This is a genomic window from Actinosynnema mirum DSM 43827 (assembly GCF_000023245.1).
GTDB lineage: Bacteria > Actinomycetota > Actinomycetes > Mycobacteriales > Pseudonocardiaceae > Actinosynnema > Actinosynnema mirum.
This window is the reverse complement of the sequence record NC_013093.1, coordinates 2,942,355-2,959,390: the sequence shown is the minus strand read 5'-3', so window position 1 is coordinate 2,959,390 and position 17,036 is coordinate 2,942,355. Positions and strand designations below refer to the sequence as shown.

The following is a 17,036-nucleotide window of genomic DNA, read 5'->3' as shown; positions in this document are numbered from 1 at the left end:
TGAGGCCCGCCGAGCAGGCGGGCCCCGGCCTCCCACCCCGGAGGCCGTCCCAGACCCCCGCCCACCCCGAGGGCGGGTTCGCAAGGAAACACCTGCTGCACCCCAGCACCGGTCACACACCGGTGTGGGTTCCGCATGTCACCTTCACGAGGAGCACCCCTTATGAGGCACCCCCTTGCCCGCGCAGGCCTGGCACTGACCACGGCCATGGGCGTGGCGCTGGCGGCGAGCGGCTGCTTCGCCGGCAGCGACAGCTCGTCCAGCGGCAACGAGAACGCGCCTGCCGCGAACGTCGCGGAGGGCAGCCAGATCTCCGACGAGCGCTGCCAGAAGAACAAGGACGCCGGGAAGATCGTCTACCTGACGGGCTACCAGTACCAGGCGTCCGCCTCGATCCTGGAGTACATCGCCGCCGACAAGCTCGGCTACTTCAAGGCGCTGTGCCTGGACGTCGAGATCCAGCCGGGCACCGGCGACAGCATGGGCAACGCCCGCATGGTGGCCGCCGGTCAGGTCCAGGTCACCCCGATCTCCCTGCAGGAGATCATCGGCGCGCGCGTCGAGGGCGAGGGCTCGAAGATCGTCGGCATCAGCGCGTACTCGTCGTCGGGCCTGGACGTCCTGATGACCAACAAGGACGTCAACAACCTGACCCAGCTCGAGGGCAAGATCCTCGGCCACAAGGGCAAGGTGCCCACCAGCGTCGAGGCGATGCTGAAGAAGGCCGGGGTCAAGTACGACGCCGTCCAGCAGGTCAAGGTCGGCTACGACGCGACGGTCCTGCCGCGCGGCGAGGTCCAGGCGCTGACCGGCTTCATCTCCAACGAGCCGAACCAGCTCGCGGCCCAGAACAAGGAGGTGACGGTCTGGCGGCCGTTCACCTTCGGGATCCCCAGCTCCATCGGCGGCATGGCCGCGAACCCGGACTTCGTGACGAAGCACCCGACCGCGGCCCAGGACTTCATGCGCGCGGGCTTCCACGCGTACGAGTACTGCGCCGATGACGCCAAGGTCTCCGAGTGCGTCGGCTACGCCACCGAGGCGGCGGGTGGCGCGAGCGACGCGTACGACCCGAAGCACCAGGAGAAGATCTGGAAGACCGAGGTGGCGGAGATCGAGGCCACCCGGACCAAGACGGTCGCGCTGGGCGCGCTCGACCTGGGCCACATCTCGTCGCTGGTGACCTTCCTCAAGGAGGCGAACGCCATGCCGGGTTCGGTGACCGAGGAGACCGCGAAGACCTACTTCGACACCAGCGTCGTCGAGGGCCTGTACGACGCCGACCAGCTCATCTGGCCCGCGCCCTGACGCGTGCCTAGGCACCACCGCTCAACCTGAAAGGCGAAGCCCCGCTATGTCGCGCAAGGACTACGGAATCTTCCTTCCCATCGGCAGTGGCGGGTGGATGCTGTCCACGACGGCTCCCCACCCGCAGGCCACCTACGAGTACAACAAGCGGGCGGCACTGCACGCGGAGAACATCGGCCTGGACTTCATCATGTCGATGGCGAAGTGGCGGGGCTTCGGGGGCACGACCGACCACTGGGGCGAGAGCCTCGAGTCGATGACGATGATGTCCGCGCTCGCCGAGGCCACGAGCCGGGTGCAGGTGTGGGCGACCATGCACGCCAACGTCCACCACCCGGCGATCGCGGCGAAGATGTACACGACGCTGCAGCAGATCTCCGGCGGGCGCGCGGGCATGAACATCGTCAACGGCTCCTACGCGGGTGAGTTCACGCAGTTCGGCCTGTGGGACGCCGAGCTGAGCCACGCCGAGCGGTACCGCATGACGCGCGAGTGGACCGAGGCCGTCAACCGGCTGTGGACCGAGCACTCGGTCTCGTTCGAGAGCGACTTCTTCACCTTGGACGAGGCCGAGTCCCGGCCGCACCCGGAGACCAAGCCGACGATCATCAGCGCGGGCCGCTCGGCGTCGGCCCGCGAGTTCCAGGCGCAGTACGCGGACGGCGCGTTCCTGGCCTCGGACACGCTGGAGGAGATGCGGGAGTACTCCCGCGACGTGCACGCCAGGGCGAAGTCCTTGGGGCGCGAGGTGAAGACCTTCTCCATGCTGACCGTGGTGCAGGACGAGACCGACGAGGCCGCGGCCGAGAAGGTGCGCGCCTGGGGCGCGGGCCTGGACCGGGAGGCGCTCACGTCGATGCGGATCGCGTGGGGCATCCCGGAGCAGCAGGCCCGCTCCTGGGCCGAGGACGCGAAGGGCGAGCAGGCCTTCCAGACCCCGTACGTGAGCGGCGACGCCAACACCGTGCTGGAGCACATCCGGCACATCGTGGGCGAGGCCGAGCTGGACGGGCTGATGCTCATCTTCCCCGAGTACGACCAGGACATGGTCCTGTTCGGCGAGACCGTGCTGCCCCGGCTGCGCGAGCTCGACGGGGCGGCGGGCTGATGCCCACCCGCGAGGAGATGCTCGTCCACCTGACGGCGCCGGAGAGGCGTCCGGCGCTGCTCGTGGTGGACGTGCAGAACTCCTTCGCCGACCCGGAGCTCCTCGCCTCGTGGGGGACTCCCCCCGAGGCGCTGGAGCTGGTGGCGAGCGCCGTGGCGGGCACCGACCGGTTGGTCGGGCTCGCCCGCGCCGCGGGCGTCCCGGTCATCTGGATCGAGCTCGCCAGCGACCCGGCCCGCCCCTGGCGGGCCAGCGCCTGGCTGCGCACCGGCGACCCGGACACCCCATACGGGCCGGACGAGCCGTGCGTGGCCGGGACGGAGGGCGCGCGCTGGTACGGCGTCGAGCCCGGCGCCGGGGAGGCCAGGGTCGCCAAGCGCGGCTACAGCGGCTTCCACGGCACCGGGCTCGCCGACCTGCTGCACGAGCAGGGGATCGACTGGGTGACCGTCGCGGGACTGACCACGGAGTGCTGCGTGGCCGCCACCGCGGTGGACGCCTTCCAGCACGGATATCCGGTCGTGGTGGCCACCGACGCGGTGGCCGCGTACGACCTCGACGTTCAGCGCGCCGCGCTGAACCAGCTCGAACTGACCTCGGCCGTGCTCGCCAGCTCCGCCGATCTGCAACGGACGTGGGCGTCCTGGGGCGCCGCACGACTGACGGGAGCACTTCGGTGAGCGGTATGCGCATCGCGTTCGACCTGTCCTTCACGCACACGGAGGGGCGCTGGGCGCGCCCCGGCTCGTGGGAGGGCCGGGACTTCCCGGACGTGCGGATGTTCATGGAGCTCGCGCAGACCGCGGAGCGGGTCGGCGTGGACATGCTGTTCTTCGGCGACGGCAGCGGCATCCCGGACACCTGGCGGGGCTCGATCGAGCCCGCCGTGGAGTGGGGCATCCAGTGGCCGCGCCAGGACATGTCGCCGGTGATCGCGGCGATGTCCACGGTGACCTCGTCGATCGGGTTCGGCCTGACCTACTCGTCGACGTTCATGCACCCGTTCTACGTGGCGCGGCTGCTGAACTCGCTGGACCACGTCACGAACGGGCGGGTCGCGTTCAACGTGGTCGCCTCCACGCGGGGCGCGGACGCGGCGAACTACGGCTACGACAAGCTGCTCGACCACGACGTCCGGTACGAGCGGATGGAGGAGTTCGTCGAGGTGTGCCAGGCCCTGTGGGCCTCGGTGGCGCCCGACGCGATCGTCCGCGACCGGGCGACGGGCCGGTTCGCCGACCCGTCGAAGGTGTCCCCGATCAACCACCGGGGGAAGTTCTTCACGGTGAAGGGCCCGCTGTCGGCGGTGCCCAGCCCGCAGATCTCCCCGGTGCTGGTGCAGGCGGGTAACTCGCCGCGCGGCATCGCGGCGTCGGCGAAGTTCGCCGAGGTCGTGTTCGGCTTCGGCGCGAACCTCAAGGGCCAGCTGCGGCACCGCACGCTCCTCGACGAGGCGCTGGTCGCCGAGGGCAGGGACCCCGCGAAGGTCGGGATCCTGTGGGCCAACCAGGTCATCGTGGGCCGCACGAACGCCGAGGCGCGCGCCCGGCGTGACGAGGTCCTGGCGTTCTGGGACCACGAGGCGGTGGGCGCGTACCTGTCGCACAACACCGGCTACGACTACTCGACGCTGCCGGAGAAGTTCGCGATCGGCGAGCTGCGCGACCGGATCCACGCCGCGCAGGCGAGCCAGGCGGGCCTGGTGTCGTCGCTGGCGGCCGAGCTGGGCGACGAGCACGTGCTCTCCCGCGCCGAGTTCTTCGAGCACGGGTGGCGCAGCGCCACCGGCATCGACCACACGGTCGTGGGCGACGCGGCGACGATCGCGGACGCGCTGCAGGAGAACTTCGCGGCGACCGGCTCGCGCGGCGGCTACATGCTGTCGAGCCCGACCGGGATGCCGTCGGGCTTCGACGACATCGCCGAGCTGCTGGTGCCGGAGCTGCGCCGCAGGGGCGCGCTGGGCGCGCCCCGCTCGGGTCGCACGCTGCGCGAGAACCTGTCGGCGTGAGCACGTCGACTCCTCGGGGCGGGGACTGGCTGGCCCTGGCCAGTCTCTGCCTCGGCTTCTTCCTGCTCCTGGTGGACAGCACGATCATCTCCGTCGCGCTGCCCGCGCTGATGGCGGACCTGGGCGCCGACGAGGGCACGGCGATCTGGGTCAACAGCTCCTACCTGTTCGCGTACGCGGTGCCGCTGCTGGTGGCGGGCAGGCTGGGCGACCGGTACGGGGCCCGCGCGGTGTACCTGGCGGGCCTGGTGCTGTTCATCCTGGCGTCGCTGGCGTGCGGCCTGGTGTCCGATCCGCTGGCGCTGGTGGCGTGGCGGGTCGTGCAGGGCCTCGGCGCGGCGCTGATGACGCCGCAGAGCATGACGATCATCCGCAGGCTGTTCGCGTTCCCCGCGCTGGGCGTGGCGATGGGCGTGTGGGCCTCGGTCGGCGGGGTGGCCTCGGTGAGCGGCCCGCTGCTGGGCGGGGTGCTCGTGGGCACGTGGGGCTGGGAGTCGATCTTCCTGGTCAACGTGCCGATCGGACTTCTCGCGCTGGCCGCCGCCTGGGTGTGGCTGCCGCGCGCGGAGCCGCTGCGCACGACGATCCCGGTGACCGGCGTGCTGGTCAGCGGGCTCGGGGTGTTCGGCGTGGTGGCCGGCATCCACGGCGGGGTGCTTCCGCCGTGGGTGCCCGGCTGGGCCGCGGTGCTGGTCGGCCTGGTGCTGGTGGGCTGCGTGGTGTTCGCGCAGCGCGGCGAGCCGGACCGGGCGCTGGTGCCGGTGCCGCTGTTCCGCGACCGGGGGTTCGTGATGGCGTCGGTGGGCGCGGCGATGTCCTCGTTCACGGTCGGCGCGGCGATGATCCCGGTGATGCTGCACCTGCAGGGCGCGCGCGGGCTGGACTCGATGTCGGCGGCGCTGGTGCTGATCCCGATGGGCGTGGTGTGCGCGGCGACGGCCCCGTTCGCGGGCCGGTCGGTGTCGGCGCGCGGGCCCCGGTTCACGGCGCTGATCGGCTCGATCTCGCTGGCGGTGTCGGTGCTGCTGGCGGCGGTGCTGGTGGCGGCGTCGGCGCCGATCTGGGTGTTCGCGGCGGCGCTGACGGTGTTCGGCCTGGCCAACGCGTTCGTGTGGGCCCCGATGTCGGTGGCGGCGCTGAACTCGGCTCCGGACCGGTTGATGGGCGCGGCCTCGGGCGCGTTCAACGCGATCAAGCAGGTCGGTGCGGTGGTGGGCAGCGCGGTGACCGCCGCGCTGCTGGCGGTGACGTCCCAGGGCGCGGCGCTGGCCGCGCTGGGCGTGGCCGCGCTGGTGTGCGTGCTGGCTTCTGCTCTGCTCGGGAGGAATGCGGTGGAACCGCTGGGACGGGTGTCCGGGGTCGTGGTGCACGGCGCCGGGCGCGGCAAGGACTTGGGCTTCCCCACGGCGAACCTGGACTTCGACGCGTCGACCCGGGTGCCCGAGGACGGCGTGTACGCCGGGCGGTTCACCCTGCTGGACGGGCCGGACGCGCCGGTGGTGCTGCCCGCGCTGGTGTCGATCGGGTCGAACGAGACGTTCGACGGGTCGGCCCGCACGGTCGAGGCGCACGTGCTGGACTTCGACGGCGACCTGTACGACCGGCGCGCCGAGGTCGAGCTGGAGTCGTGGATCCGGGGTCAGGTCGGGTTCTCCTCGGTGGAGGCGCTGGTGGAGCAGATGCGGCGGGACGAGGTCGTGGGGCGGGCGCACTTCTCCTCGTCCGGGCCCGCCGGGTCGGTGGCCTCCTCGGCCCCGGCGAGCGCGGCGGACCGCTGGAACGACCGGGTGGGCGGCGAGGAGCCGCGCTCGGGCGTGCTGGTGGCCGAGCGCGCGGGCGGTCCGGTGACCGAGCCGTACACCGACGACGTGGTGGCGCTGCGGCAGGCGTTCTCGGCGTTCCCGTCCGGGGTGGCGGCGATCGCCGCGCTGGTGGACGGTGAGCCGGTGTCGCTGGTGGTGTCCTCGTTCAGCGTGGGCACCTCGCAGGAGCCGCCGCTGGTGCTGTTCGCGGTGCAGCTGTCGTCCACGACGTGGCCGGTGCTGTCGACCGCGCCGCTGCTGGGCGTGTCGGTGCTGGGCGAGGGGCACGCCGGGAAGGTGCGGCAGTTGGCGTCGACGAAGGACCGGGAGAACCGGTTCGGCGGGTTGGAGACGGCGGTGTCGGACTCGGGCGCGGTGTTCCTGGAGGGCGCGCCGCTGTGGCTGGAGTGCGCGGTGGAGCACACCTACCCGGCCGGGGACCACGAGATCGTGGTGCTGCGGGTGCGGGGGCTGCGCTCGGACCTGGCGCAGCGGCCACTGGTGTGGCACCGGTCGGCGTTCACCACGCTCGCGGACGAGCGGGAGCGGGAGCGCGTGGCCGGGTGATCCGGTGATCGGACGGCGGGGGCGAGTCTTCGGACCCGCCCCCGTTCTCGTTCCGCCCCGCTGTTCACCCGGCCCCGCTGTTCACCCGGCCCCGCTGTTCATTCGGCGTGGGGCGGGATGGGCGCTCGTTCCGCCGGTCGCAGGGCCGCGCGCGGACCGGTCGTTCGCGCCGCCCGCCCTTCGCGCGGCGAGGTGGCCGCGAACCGGCGCGGGTGACGCCCCGGCCACGTACAGTGATTGCTCTCCAGTCCCGACCGCTGGGTGTGTGATCGTCATGCGCATCGTGCTGGACACCGATCCCGGCGTCGACGACGCCCTGGCCATCCTGTACCTGGCCGCGCACCTGGACGAGGCCGAGCTGGTGGCGGTGGGCAGCGTGCACGGGAACGTGCCCGCGCCGCAGGCCGCGCTGAACGCGCTGCGCGTGCTGGAGCTGGCCGGGCTGGGCGGGGTCCCGGTGGCGGTGGGGGCGCGCCGGCCGCTGGCGCAGCCGCTGTACACCTCGGAGTTCGTGCACGGCCTCGACGGGCTGGGCGGGCGGGCCGGGCCGCCGCCGTCGCGGCTGCCGGTTCCGGTGTCGGCGGCCGAGCAGCTGGTGGCGCTGGCCAGGGCGAACCCCGGCGAGCTGACCCTGATCGCGCTGGGGCCGCTGACGAACCTGGCGCTGGCGGTGCTGCTGGAGCCGGAGCTGCCCGCGCTGCTGCGGTCGGTGACGGCCATGGCGGGGGCGACGGCGGTTCCGGGCAACATCACCCCGTACGCGGAGGCCAACGCCTGGCACGACCCGGAGGCGGCGGCGATCGTGCTGGACGCCGGGTTCGACCTGACGCTGGTCGGGCTGGAGGTGACCGAGTCGGCGCGGGCGGACGCGGACTGGCTGGACCGGCTGGCGGGGCTGCGGACGCGGCGGGCGCGGTACGCGAACGCGATCCTGGCGCACTACGTGGAGTTCTACACGCGGGTGATCGGCAGGCGCACCTGCACCCCGCACGACCCGCTGACCGTGGCGGTGGCGCTGGACCCCGGCCTGGCCACGCACCGCGAGCTGCCGCTGGGGGTGGAGCTGACCGGCACGCACACGCGGGGGCAGATCGTGGCCGACCGGCGGCGGATCACCACGACGGCGCACATCGAGAGCACGATCGACGACACGCCCCGGCCGGTGAAGGTGCTGCGGACGGTGCAGTCGGAGGTGTTCCTGGAGCGGCTGCTGGAGGCGCTGGCCCGGCCGGACTAGCGCCGGACCAGCGGGGGTTCGCGCTCGCCGGGGCCCGTCAGGCGTGCTGGGCGATCTGGATGAGGTTGCCGCAGGTGTCGTCGAGGACGGCGACGACCACGGGCCCGAGGTCGGTGGGCTCCTGGGTGAACCGGACGCCGAGGGCGGTGAGCCTGGTGTGCTCGGCGCGCACGTCGTCCACGGCGAACGAGGTGGCCGGGATGCCGTCGGCGACGAGCGCGTCCTTGTACGGCTTGACCGCCGGGTGCTCGGAGGGTTCGAGGAGCAGCTGGGTGCCGTCGGGGTCGTCCGGGGAGACGACGGTGAGCCAGCGGGAGTGGCCCATCGGGACGTCGTCCTTGAGCCGGAAGCCGAGCACCTCGGTGTAGAAGTCCAGGGCCTTGGCCTGGTCGTCGACGAAGACGCTGGACAGGTGGATCCTCACGGTGCATCCCCAGGTGGTTCGGGCCGGAGCCAGCGGGCGAGCAGGTGCTCCAGCGGTTCGGTGTTGAGGTGGTGGAACTTGTAGCGGCCCTCGCGCCGGGTGCGGACCAGGTCGGCGGCCTCCAGCACGGCGAGGTGCTGGCTGATCGCCTGGCGGGAGAGCTCGAGGCCGTGCTTGGCGATCAGGCGGGTGCAGAGCTCGAACAGGGTCTGGCCGTCCCGCTCGACCAGCTCGTCGAGGACGAGCCTGCGGGTCGGGTCGGCCAGCGCCTTGAACAGGTCCTGCGCCACGGGGCAGAGCATAGGCAAGTGGATGCTTGCCTATCAAGGGGGGTGCCCCGTTCGGGTGTGGCCGGTCCGCCGCGAATTCGGTTGCCCGCCGGGCGGGGCCCTCGGCAGGATCGGCGTCCGTGAAGAGCGGGTTGCGCGCCGTCGCCCAGGAGACCGTGGAGATCACCGGACGCGGGTCCTACGCGGTCGGTGGCCGCGAGGTGGAGATCGGCGGGGCGGTGGCGGCGGCCGTGGCGGGCACGGTGCTGCACCTGCCGGACGAGCCGCTGACCGAGGGGGTTCCGGCCGGGGCGGCGCTGGTGGAGGTGACCGGCGAGTCGACCCTGGAGGCGGCGCGGCGGCTGGGCGACGAGGTGGCCTGCCTGGTGTTCGCGTCGGCCCGCAACCCCGGTGGCGGGTTCCTGAACGGCGCACAGGCCCAGGAGGAGGCGATCGCGCGCTCGTCGGCGCTGCACGCCTGCCTGGAGTCGGTCCCGGCCTTCTACGACCACCACCGGGCCCACCCCGAGCTCGTCTACAGCGACCGGGTGATCCACTCCCCCGGCGTCCCGGTGTTCCGCGCGGACGACGGCGGGCTGCTGGCGCGACCGCACCGGGCGTCGTTCCTGACGGCGGCGGCCCCGAACCGGGGCGCGGTGCTGGCGAACCAGCCCGAGCGGGTCGCGGACGTGCGCCCGGCGCTGTTCCGCCGCGCGGAGCGCGTGCTGCGCGTGGCGGCCCACCACGGGCACCGGCGGTTGGTGCTGGGCGCGTGGGGGTGCGGGGTGTTCCGCAACGAGCCGGGCGAGGTGGCGGAGGCGTTCGCGGCGGCGCTGGCGGCGGTGCCCGCGTTCGAGCACGTGGTCTTCGCGATCCTGGACCGCCGCCGGGACTCCCCGACCAGGGCCGCTTTCACGGCCCGGTTCGGCGAGTCCTGACGGGCGCGCGCTCCCCCTCACGCTCTCGCCGCACACCCCGAGGAGTTCCCGTTGCCCGACGGCCCTGATGACCGCTCCCCGGCGCCGGAGCCGGTGACCGCCGACCTGCTGAACCACCCCGAGGGGATGAGCGTCCGCCTCGCCTACGTCGACGGCGAGCCGGTGTCCCGCGGCCGGGTCCACTACCGACCGGGCGGCGCGGTCGCCGAGTTGGCGGGCGGTCGCACGAAGCCCGCGTTCCGGGGGCGCGGCCTGTTCACCGCCGTGGTGGCGCCCCGGCTGCACGAGGCGAGGTCGCGTGGTCGCCGCCTGGCCACCGTGGACGCCCTGCCCACGTCCGAGCCGATCCTCACCGCGCTCGGCTTCCGGGCGATCACCTGGACGCGTCCGTACTCGCCCGGCTGATCGGGGCGTTCACCCGGCCGCTCGGGGCCGCCTCCCGCGTTCGGGTGAGGCGGCCCCGCACCGTCACCCCAGGTGCAGCCGGGGCCAGTCGGCCAGGTCGGCGAGCATCCCCCGGTCGTGGGTCGCGACGACCACGGCGGCGGGCGTGCTCCGCAGCGCCTCGGTCAGCTCGTCCACGAGCGCGGCCGAGAGGTGGTTGGTCGGCTCGTCGAGCACGACCAGGTTGGGCCGGGTCGCGAGCCGCAGCGCCAGGTCCACCCGCCGCCGCTGCCCCTGCGAGAGCCGCCCGACCGGCGTGCCCAGCACGTGCCCGTCGAGCAGCCCCAGCGCGCCCAGCGGCAGCGCCCCGTCACCCAACCGGGCGTGCAGCTCCCCGGCCGTGACCTCCTCGGGCCACGCGGGAACCTCCTGCGCCACCACCACGATCCGCGTCCCGGGGAGCCGCCGCACACCCCCGGACGTGGGCTCGACCTCCCCTGCGAGCACGGAGAGCAACGTCGACTTGCCCGCCCCGTTGCCCCCGGTGACCAGCACCCGGTCACCCCCGTCGAGCACCAGGTCGACCGGTCCCCGCAGCCGCCCCTCGACGGCCACCCCGTCGACGCGCAGCAGCGCTTCCCCGCGCCGCACCTCCAGCTCGGGCCAGCGGAGCGAGGGCGGCGGCTCGGGCGCGGTGATCCGGTGCGCCTCCAACGCGTCCCGCTCCCGGTTGAGCGCCCGCACGACGCCGGGCGCCCGGCTCTGCCGCTGGTGCTTGCCGGTCCCCTTGTCGGGCCGCCACCCGGTGCTGAGCCGGTCCCGAGCCCGGTCGACGGCGTCGGAGAGCCTGCGCCGCTCCTCGACCTGCTCCCCGTGCTCCCGCTCCCACCGCTCCCACTCCCGCCGCCGCCCGTCCCGCCACCCGGCGTACCCGCCCGCGTGGACCCGAGCCGTCCCGTCCCGACTGGGGTCCAGGTCGAGGAACTCCTCGGCGACGTCCCGCAACAACACCCGGTCGTGGCTGACCACGGCGAACCCGCCGTCACGACCCCGCAGCCGCTCGGTCAGGAACGCCACCCCGTCGGCGTCGAGGTGGTTGGTCGGCTCGTCCAGCAGCAGCACGTCGTGGTGCGCCCCCAGCAGGCAGGCCAACCGGACCCGGTACCGCTGCCCCACGGACAACGTCGCCAACGGCCGCTCCCGGTCGGCGCAGGCGGACAACGCCTCCAGCGCGACGTCGACCCGCCGCTCGGCGTCCCAGGCGTCGAGCCCGGTGGCGACGTCCAACGCGGTCGCGTACCGCTCATCGGCCCCCACGACCCCCGAGGCCAACTCCTCACCCGCGAGCTCCAACGCCCGAAGCGCGAGATGCGACCCCCGAAGCGCGGCCCCGGTCAAGGTCCCCACGCTCTCCCCACCGCGAACCTCAAGCGCCTGCCGGGCGAGCCCCACAACCCCGACCCGCCGCACCGTCCCGGAGTCGGGCGCCAGAACCCCCGCGAGCACGTGCAACAACGTGCTCTTGCCACGCCCGTTCTCCCCCACGACCGCCAACCGCGACCGCGCGGACACCGTCACCGACAGCTCCCGCAGCACCTGCCGACCCCCGAGCGCGACACTGACCCCGTCAGCCCGCACATGAGCCCGCTGCCCGGCAAGAACGGGAACCCCGGCAAGCCCTTCGAGCTCCGCACCGTTCTCCCGCACCCCACCAGACCCAGGCCGCGCGCCCACGTCCTGCGCAAGCCCCGCAGCCTCCCCACGCCCGCTGCCGGTCCCGCGCCCGTTCCCGCGCCCACTGCCGGTCTCGCGCCCGCTGCCGGTTCCGTTCCCCCGCCTGCGCTCTTCGCCGTGCTGCTGCCCGTTCCCGTGCTGCTGCCCGTTTCCGTTCCCGCGCTCGCGCTGCTGCCCGTTTCCGGGCACGCTCACGCCCCCACAGCCGTCGCTGCGGTCGCTGCGGTCGTTCTCATCCCAGTTCCCCGCGCCGGATGCGCGCAGGGGTGATCCACCCAGTGGGTGCGACATGGTGTTTCTGCTCCGCGACTCGGATTGAGCCGGGCAGCGCTGTACGAGCCCCGCCCGGCGATGGCCGGTACGGCGGCAGCAAGAAGTCCTCAGTCCCCGTGCCCCGCCGTCAGCGGAGCCGGATCCTCACCCAGAACACGGGCCCCAATCGCACCATGCCCCCAATCCTAATCCGCCCGGCGAACCAGCCCCAACGGTTTTACCGTCACCCGATCGACCGATCCCGCCGCAGGAACTGCCCCTTCACCGCGGCAGGACGTCCGCCGTCGTCAACGACTCCCCCGGCAGCCCGCCGCCCCGCGCCCGCAACCCGTCCAGCGCCACCGCCAACGTCCGCTCGCACGCGAACGGCGCCGGTTCCACGTCCTCGCAGAGCGGTCGCCGGAGCAGCAGCGAGAACAGCCGGATCACGTCCCCGGCCCCCACGTCCGCCCGCAGCGCCCCCTCCGCCTGCGCGGCCAGCACGAGCGCGTCGATCGCCGCGAGCACCCGGTCGCGCAGCTCCAGCGCGTCCGGGTCGGCCCGCAGCGCGGCCCAGGTGCGCGGGGACAGCACCGCGAGCCGCACGCTCAGGTCCAGCTCCGCCGAGGTCCGCAGCAGCCGCACCAGGGCGTCCCACGCGGTCGGCTCCTCGGCGCCCGCCGCGTCGGCCTCGGCGAGCGCGCGGGCGAAGTTGTCCAGCACCACGGCCCGCACCAGCGCGGTGCGATCGGGGAAGCGCCGGTAGAGCGTCCCGACGCCGACCCGCGCGCGCCGCGCCACCTCCTCCATCGGCACGGTCTCCGGGTCGTGCGCGGCGAAGATCGCCTTGGCGGCGCCGATGATCTGGTCGCGGTTGCGCCTGGCGTCGGCGCGCAGCGGGGGCCGGTCGTCGACGGGCGGATCGGCGCTCATGGGGGAATCCTGCCACCCGGTCGCCGCCTCGACGCCTGGCAGCGCCGGAACTAGCGTGGACGACAAGCGGAAGAAAACCCTCCGAATACCCGGACGCCGGGAGGCCCACCGTGACCCGTTCGCCGGAAGAACCGCTGGCGGTCCCCCAGCCGAGGCCCGGCCCGTACGAGCCGCCCGCCGGCTACCGGAGCCGGGGCAGGCTGCCGAAAGCCCGAACCCCGGCGGGCGCGGACGCGTGGCTGGTCACCGGTTGGCACGACCTGCGCGCGGTGCTCGCCGACCCGAGGTTCAGCTCGGACCGCGCGCACCCGGCGTTCCCGACCCTGGTCCCCGGCCAGCGCGGCCTGACCACCCGCAACGGCCGCACCACCCTGATCGCCCAGGACCCGCCCGCGCACACCGCGTCCCGGCGGGCGGTGCTGGGCGAGTTCACCGTGCGCCGGGTGCGCGCGATGAGCCCGCGCATCACCGAGATCGTGGAGGGTTGCCTGGACGACCTCCTGGCGGGCCCGCGCCCGGCCGACCTGGTGGCCGCGCTGGCGCTGCCCGTGCCGTCGCTGGTGGTGTGCGAGCTGCTCGGCGTGCCGTACGCGGACCACGACTTCTTCCAGAGCAGGACGGCGGACCTGGTGCGGCGGGGCACGTCGGACGCGGACCGCGCGCGGGCGGGGGCGGAGGTCCAGGAGTACCTGAGCGGGTTGGTGGCGGCGAAGCGGCGGGCTCCGGGGGACGACCTGCTGGGCAGGTTGATCGTGAAGCAGCGCGAGGCGGGCGGCGAGGACCACGACGACCTGGTGCTGCTGGGCACGTTGTTGTTGCTGGCCGGGCACGAGACGACGGCGAGCACGATCGCGCTGGGCGCGCTGGCGCTGCTGGAGCGCCCGGAGGTGGCGCGCGAGCTGCGCGAGGACCCGGCGCTGCTGCCGGGGGCGGTGGAGGAGCTGCTGCGGTTGCTGAGCGTGGTGGAGACGGCGACGTCCAGGCTGGCGAAGGCGGACGTGGTGGTGGGCGGGCGGCTGGTGCGCGCGGGCGAGGGCGTGATCGGCCCGGTGCAGACCGCGAACCACGACCCGGAGGTGTTCCCGGACCCGCACGTGCTGGACGTGCGGAGGCCGCAGGGCAAGCACCTGGCGTTCGGCTTCGGCCCGCACCAGTGCCTGGGCCAGCACCTGGCGCGCGAGGAGCTGCGGATCGTGTTCGGCGCGCTGCTGAGGCGAATCCCGACCCTGGCCCTGGCGGTGCGGCCGGAAACCCTGAGCTTCAAGGACAACGCGAACGTCTACGGCCTGCACGCCCTACCCGTGACGTGGTGAACCCCGCACGGCTCCCCGTGGACCGCCCCCACCGGGTCGGGTCGCTGCGGGGAGCACGCAGCGGTCTTCCCGTGGGAATCCGCCCTTCGCCGCGAAGTAGATCAAGTTTCCTCCACGGCGCCCTCGCGACGCAAGCCGGCTAGGCGGGGTTGGTCTTTTCGGGTGGCGCGAGCCTGCGGAGGACCTCCTGGCGGTCCTTGGTCCGGAAGTCCCGCAGCAGCGGCTCGTGGTCGACCGTCAGGTCGCGCAGCACCCGCACCGCGAGGTCCAGCGCCTTGTCCTGGTCGGTTTCCCAGGCGAGGGTCAGAGCGCTGCGCCCCAGCTTGGCCTCCCCAGCCTTGACCGCCGAGGCGGCGACGAGTTCGCACAGGTCGAGGCGGACCCGCCGGTCGTCCACCTTCTCGGCGGCCGTGAGCCTGGTCCGGTCGTCCACGTCGATCCGCAGGAACTCTCGGAACAGGGCGACGCCCATGGTCCGGTCGCGCTTCTGGACGGTTTCGGCGTGACCGAGCTTGTCGGGCGGGGTGGACTTCGGGTCGTCGAAGAGCACCTGGCAGAACCTGACGACCTCGGCCGTGGTGAACCTGCTCTCCGCGATCTCCAAAGCCTTCTTGCGGATGTCGTAGTCCCACTCGCTGTCGCCGAGCACCTCGGCGTAGTAGCGGACGACGTTGACGGCGTTGAGGTGACCGCACTCCCGCTCGATCTTCTTGATCACGTCGAGCACGTTCGTCGGCCCGCCCGGCTTGTGCCGGCGGACCTGCTCGTCGCAGACCTCCGCGACCCTCCGGTCCCTCGGGTTCGCCTTGACGGCGGTGAGCGCGTCGTCGAGGTCGAGCCGGTTCTCATGAGCGATGGCGATCATCGGTTCGGGCGGGCCGCCCAGCTTCGAGTGGTGGAAGCACGCCGCGTCGAAGCGCAACTCGGGTCGACGAGCGGTGTTCTGGTGGTACCGCACCAGCTCTGCGGCCAACCGCGGCTTGGGGGCGTGCTCGAGCAGCAACCGCATGACGTCTCGTCTGACATCGCGCTGCTGGAAGCTCACCAGGTGCTCGAAAAGCCCTTCGACGACCTGGGCGTGGTGACGGGGCCGCGCCTTCATCGCAGCCTGACACCTGGCCCGCTCACCGCTGTGGGGATCGTCCATCGTCGTCAGGTACAGCCGGTCGGCGCGCTCGGGGTCGTCCAGCGCGAGGAATTCGGTCAGCTCGTTGCGGACAGCGCCGTCGTAAGCCCCTTCGAGGGCCAGGTCCAGCAGATCGAGCGCGAGCGCCCGGTCGTGGACGCACGCCTCGCCCCAGAAGTCAGCCCGGCGCCCTCGCAGCGTCGGGTCGACCATGAAGTCGGAGAGCGCGGGGAAAGCGGCTTCGCGCCCGAGCTCGAAGAGCAGCAGCGCGAAGGCGGCTCGCTTCGGCCCGGCCCCCTGACGCCTCACCTCGACCGCCAGGAAGCGCAGCGCCTCCTCCGGCCGCAGGGCGTGGAGCTCCAGCACCCGTTCGGTCCGCTCTGCGGGCTTCGCGGACTCGCGCGCGCTCCTCTTCAGGTAGTTCACGACGTGGTCGACCAACTGCTTCGGCAGTTGGACGCCGTAGCGGCGCATCTCCACGAACGCCCCGGTGGCGGGCTTGCGGACCCACGGGCGCGCCAGCCGCCGGATCACCTTCTCGACGTCGCACCCCAGGTGCTGCCAGTGGGCGACCAGGGCGATCAGCGCGGGGCTGCGGCGTTCGTCCCGGAACTTGGGCAGGCGGACCAGCGCACGCGCGGCCAAGGTGTCCGGGCTCGGGTGCTGCCTGGCGAGGCAGGCGCCCGCGAAGTGCGCGAGCATCCCCTGGTCGGGGAAGTTGACGCCGTCGCGGTCCGCGATGACCAGTCCGATTCGGTTCAGCACCGCGATCACGGTGTCCAGCCACCGCTCGGGGTCCTCAGCCTCGGTGTTCTCGCGCCGGGCGGCCTGCTCCAGCACCGCCACCGGGGTCGCCCTGCCGAAGACGAGGTCGTGGGCGAGGTCTTCGAGCACCGATTGGGGGTTGAAGGGCGGCTCGACAGCCCTGGCTGCGGTCAAGCAGCGGTCGGCCAGAGCCCGCTGCTGCTGGAAGGGCGTGTCACCGTGGGCCTCGTGGTCCGGCTGTTCCGTGGGCACCCGGCCGAAGCTAAACGACATCCCCGCGCCCTCCTCCGCACTTCAGCGGAAGCCCTGTGACCAGCCGGACACCCCTCCCCGCTCGCATGACTTGAAGCTTCAAGTTAACCTGGACCCCATGCCCCCCGCAGCCCCCCGCTGGCTCGACGCCGAAGAGCGGCAGACCTGGCTCGCGCTCGCCAGCGTGCTCATCCGGCTCCCCTCCGCGCTCGACGCGCAGCTCCAGCGCGACGCGGGCATCAGCCACTTCGAGTACCAGGCGCTCGCCTTCCTCTCCGAGCAGCCCACCCGCTCGCTGCGCATGAGCGAGCTCGCCGTCGTCACCGAGGGCTCCCTCTCCCGCCTCTCCCACGTCGTCAAGCGCCTGGAGCGGCAGGACTGGGTCGTCCGCAAGCCCGACCCCGACGACGGCCGCTACACGCTCGCCGTGCTCACCGACCTCGGCTGGGACAAGGTGGTCGACACCGCGCCCGGTCACGTCGAGGAGGTGCGGCGGCTGGTGTTCGACCCGCTCTCCGGCGAGCAGCAGCGGCACCTGCGGGAGATCGGGCGGCGGGTGGCCTCGGCCATCGAGCCCGACGGGCCCTGCCCCGGCTCCTGAACCCCACCGCAC

The 17,036-nt window shown here is 73.1% G+C and carries 15 protein-coding genes; 10 read left to right on the top strand and 5 right to left on the bottom strand.

Translation table 11 applies throughout. From position 1 onward, the window contains the following. The first annotated feature begins 162 nt into the window (after nt 1-162). The 6 genes from AMIR_RS13120 to AMIR_RS13095 all read left to right on the top strand — a co-directional run bounded on the left by AMIR_RS13120 (nt 163) and on the right by AMIR_RS13095 (nt 8,033). A complete protein-coding gene (locus AMIR_RS13120) occupies nt 163-1,308 on the top strand; it encodes an ABC transporter substrate-binding protein (protein ID WP_015801450.1) in 1,146 nt (381 codons plus the stop codon). A gap of 46 nt (nt 1,309-1,354) precedes the next feature. After that, the gene (locus tag AMIR_RS13115; protein WP_015801449.1) at nt 1,355-2,416 is read left to right on the top strand and encodes an LLM class flavin-dependent oxidoreductase; all 1,062 of its coding nucleotides are present in this window, start codon (nt 1,355-1,357) and stop codon (nt 2,414-2,416) included. After that, the gene (locus AMIR_RS13110) at nt 2,416-3,096 is read left to right on the top strand and encodes a cysteine hydrolase family protein (protein WP_015801448.1); all 681 of its coding nucleotides are present in this window, start codon (nt 2,416-2,418) and stop codon (nt 3,094-3,096) included. Before AMIR_RS13115 ends, AMIR_RS13110 begins: the two co-directional genes overlap by 1 nt. 5 nt (nt 3,097-3,101) lie before the next feature. Next, entirely contained in the window at nt 3,102-4,427 is a 1,326-nt protein-coding gene (locus tag AMIR_RS13105; protein ID WP_240439018.1) for an NtaA/DmoA family FMN-dependent monooxygenase, read from the top strand. After that, entirely contained in the window at nt 4,424-6,796 is a 2,373-nt protein-coding gene (locus tag AMIR_RS13100) for an MFS transporter (protein WP_015801446.1), read from the top strand. Before AMIR_RS13105 ends, AMIR_RS13100 begins: the two co-directional genes overlap by 4 nt. A gap of 274 nt (nt 6,797-7,070) precedes the next feature. Then, nucleotides 7,071-8,033, top strand: a complete 963-nt coding sequence (locus AMIR_RS13095; protein ID WP_015801445.1) for a nucleoside hydrolase — start codon at nt 7,071-7,073, stop codon at nt 8,031-8,033. A 37-nt stretch (nt 8,034-8,070) separates the two neighbouring features. Here the strand turns inward: AMIR_RS13095 and AMIR_RS13090 are convergent, their stop codons facing one another. Continuing rightward, entirely contained in the window at nt 8,071-8,457 is a 387-nt protein-coding gene (locus tag AMIR_RS13090; RefSeq protein ID WP_015801444.1) for a VOC family protein, read from the bottom strand. Beyond that, nucleotides 8,454-8,759 carry an ArsR/SmtB family transcription factor gene (locus AMIR_RS13085; protein ID WP_015801443.1) on the bottom strand — a complete coding sequence of 102 codons (306 nt, stop codon included), beginning with the start codon at nt 8,757-8,759 and terminating at the stop codon, nt 8,454-8,456. Before AMIR_RS13085 ends, AMIR_RS13090 begins: the two co-directional genes overlap by 4 nt. A 107-nt stretch (nt 8,760-8,866) precedes the next feature. On the opposite strand from AMIR_RS13085, the gene AMIR_RS13080 reads away from it, so the two are divergent. After that, nucleotides 8,867-9,664 carry a TIGR02452 family protein gene (locus AMIR_RS13080; RefSeq protein ID WP_015801442.1) on the top strand — a complete coding sequence of 266 codons (798 nt, stop codon included), beginning with the start codon at nt 8,867-8,869 and terminating at the stop codon, nt 9,662-9,664. Nucleotides 9,665-9,715: 51 nt separating this feature from the next. Then, nucleotides 9,716-10,069, top strand: coding sequence for a GNAT family N-acetyltransferase (locus AMIR_RS13075; RefSeq protein WP_049796819.1), 354 nt, complete (start codon nt 9,716-9,718; stop codon nt 10,067-10,069). Nucleotides 10,070-10,132: 63 nt separating this feature from the next. On the opposite strand, the gene AMIR_RS13070 is transcribed toward AMIR_RS13075, so the two are convergent. Further along, nucleotides 10,133-11,755 (bottom strand): ATP-binding cassette domain-containing protein, encoded by a 1,623-nt coding sequence (locus AMIR_RS13070; protein WP_015801441.1) that lies wholly within the window; start codon nt 11,753-11,755, stop codon nt 10,133-10,135. 561 nt (nt 11,756-12,316) lie between these two features. After that, nucleotides 12,317-12,967, bottom strand: a complete 651-nt coding sequence (locus tag AMIR_RS13065; RefSeq protein WP_015801440.1) for a TetR/AcrR family transcriptional regulator — start codon at nt 12,965-12,967, stop codon at nt 12,317-12,319. A gap of 110 nt (nt 12,968-13,077) precedes the next feature. On the opposite strand from AMIR_RS13065, the gene AMIR_RS13060 reads away from it, so the two are divergent. After that, on the top strand, nt 13,078-14,280 hold the full coding sequence (locus tag AMIR_RS13060; protein ID WP_015801439.1) for a cytochrome P450: 1,203 nt from the start codon (nt 13,078-13,080) through the stop codon (nt 14,278-14,280). A gap of 139 nt (nt 14,281-14,419) precedes the next feature. Here AMIR_RS13060 and AMIR_RS13055 read toward each other — a convergent pair whose 3' ends face one another. Further along, nucleotides 14,420-16,423 (bottom strand): hypothetical protein, encoded by a 2,004-nt coding sequence (locus AMIR_RS13055; protein WP_041836731.1) that lies wholly within the window; start codon nt 16,421-16,423, stop codon nt 14,420-14,422. 118 nt (nt 16,424-16,541) lie between these two features. Here AMIR_RS13055 and AMIR_RS13050 point away from each other — a divergent pair, with 118 nt between their 5' ends. Next, a complete protein-coding gene (locus AMIR_RS13050; protein ID WP_015801437.1) occupies nt 16,542-17,024 on the top strand; it encodes a MarR family winged helix-turn-helix transcriptional regulator in 483 nt (160 codons plus the stop codon). The last annotated feature ends 12 nt before the right edge of the window (nt 17,025-17,036 follow it).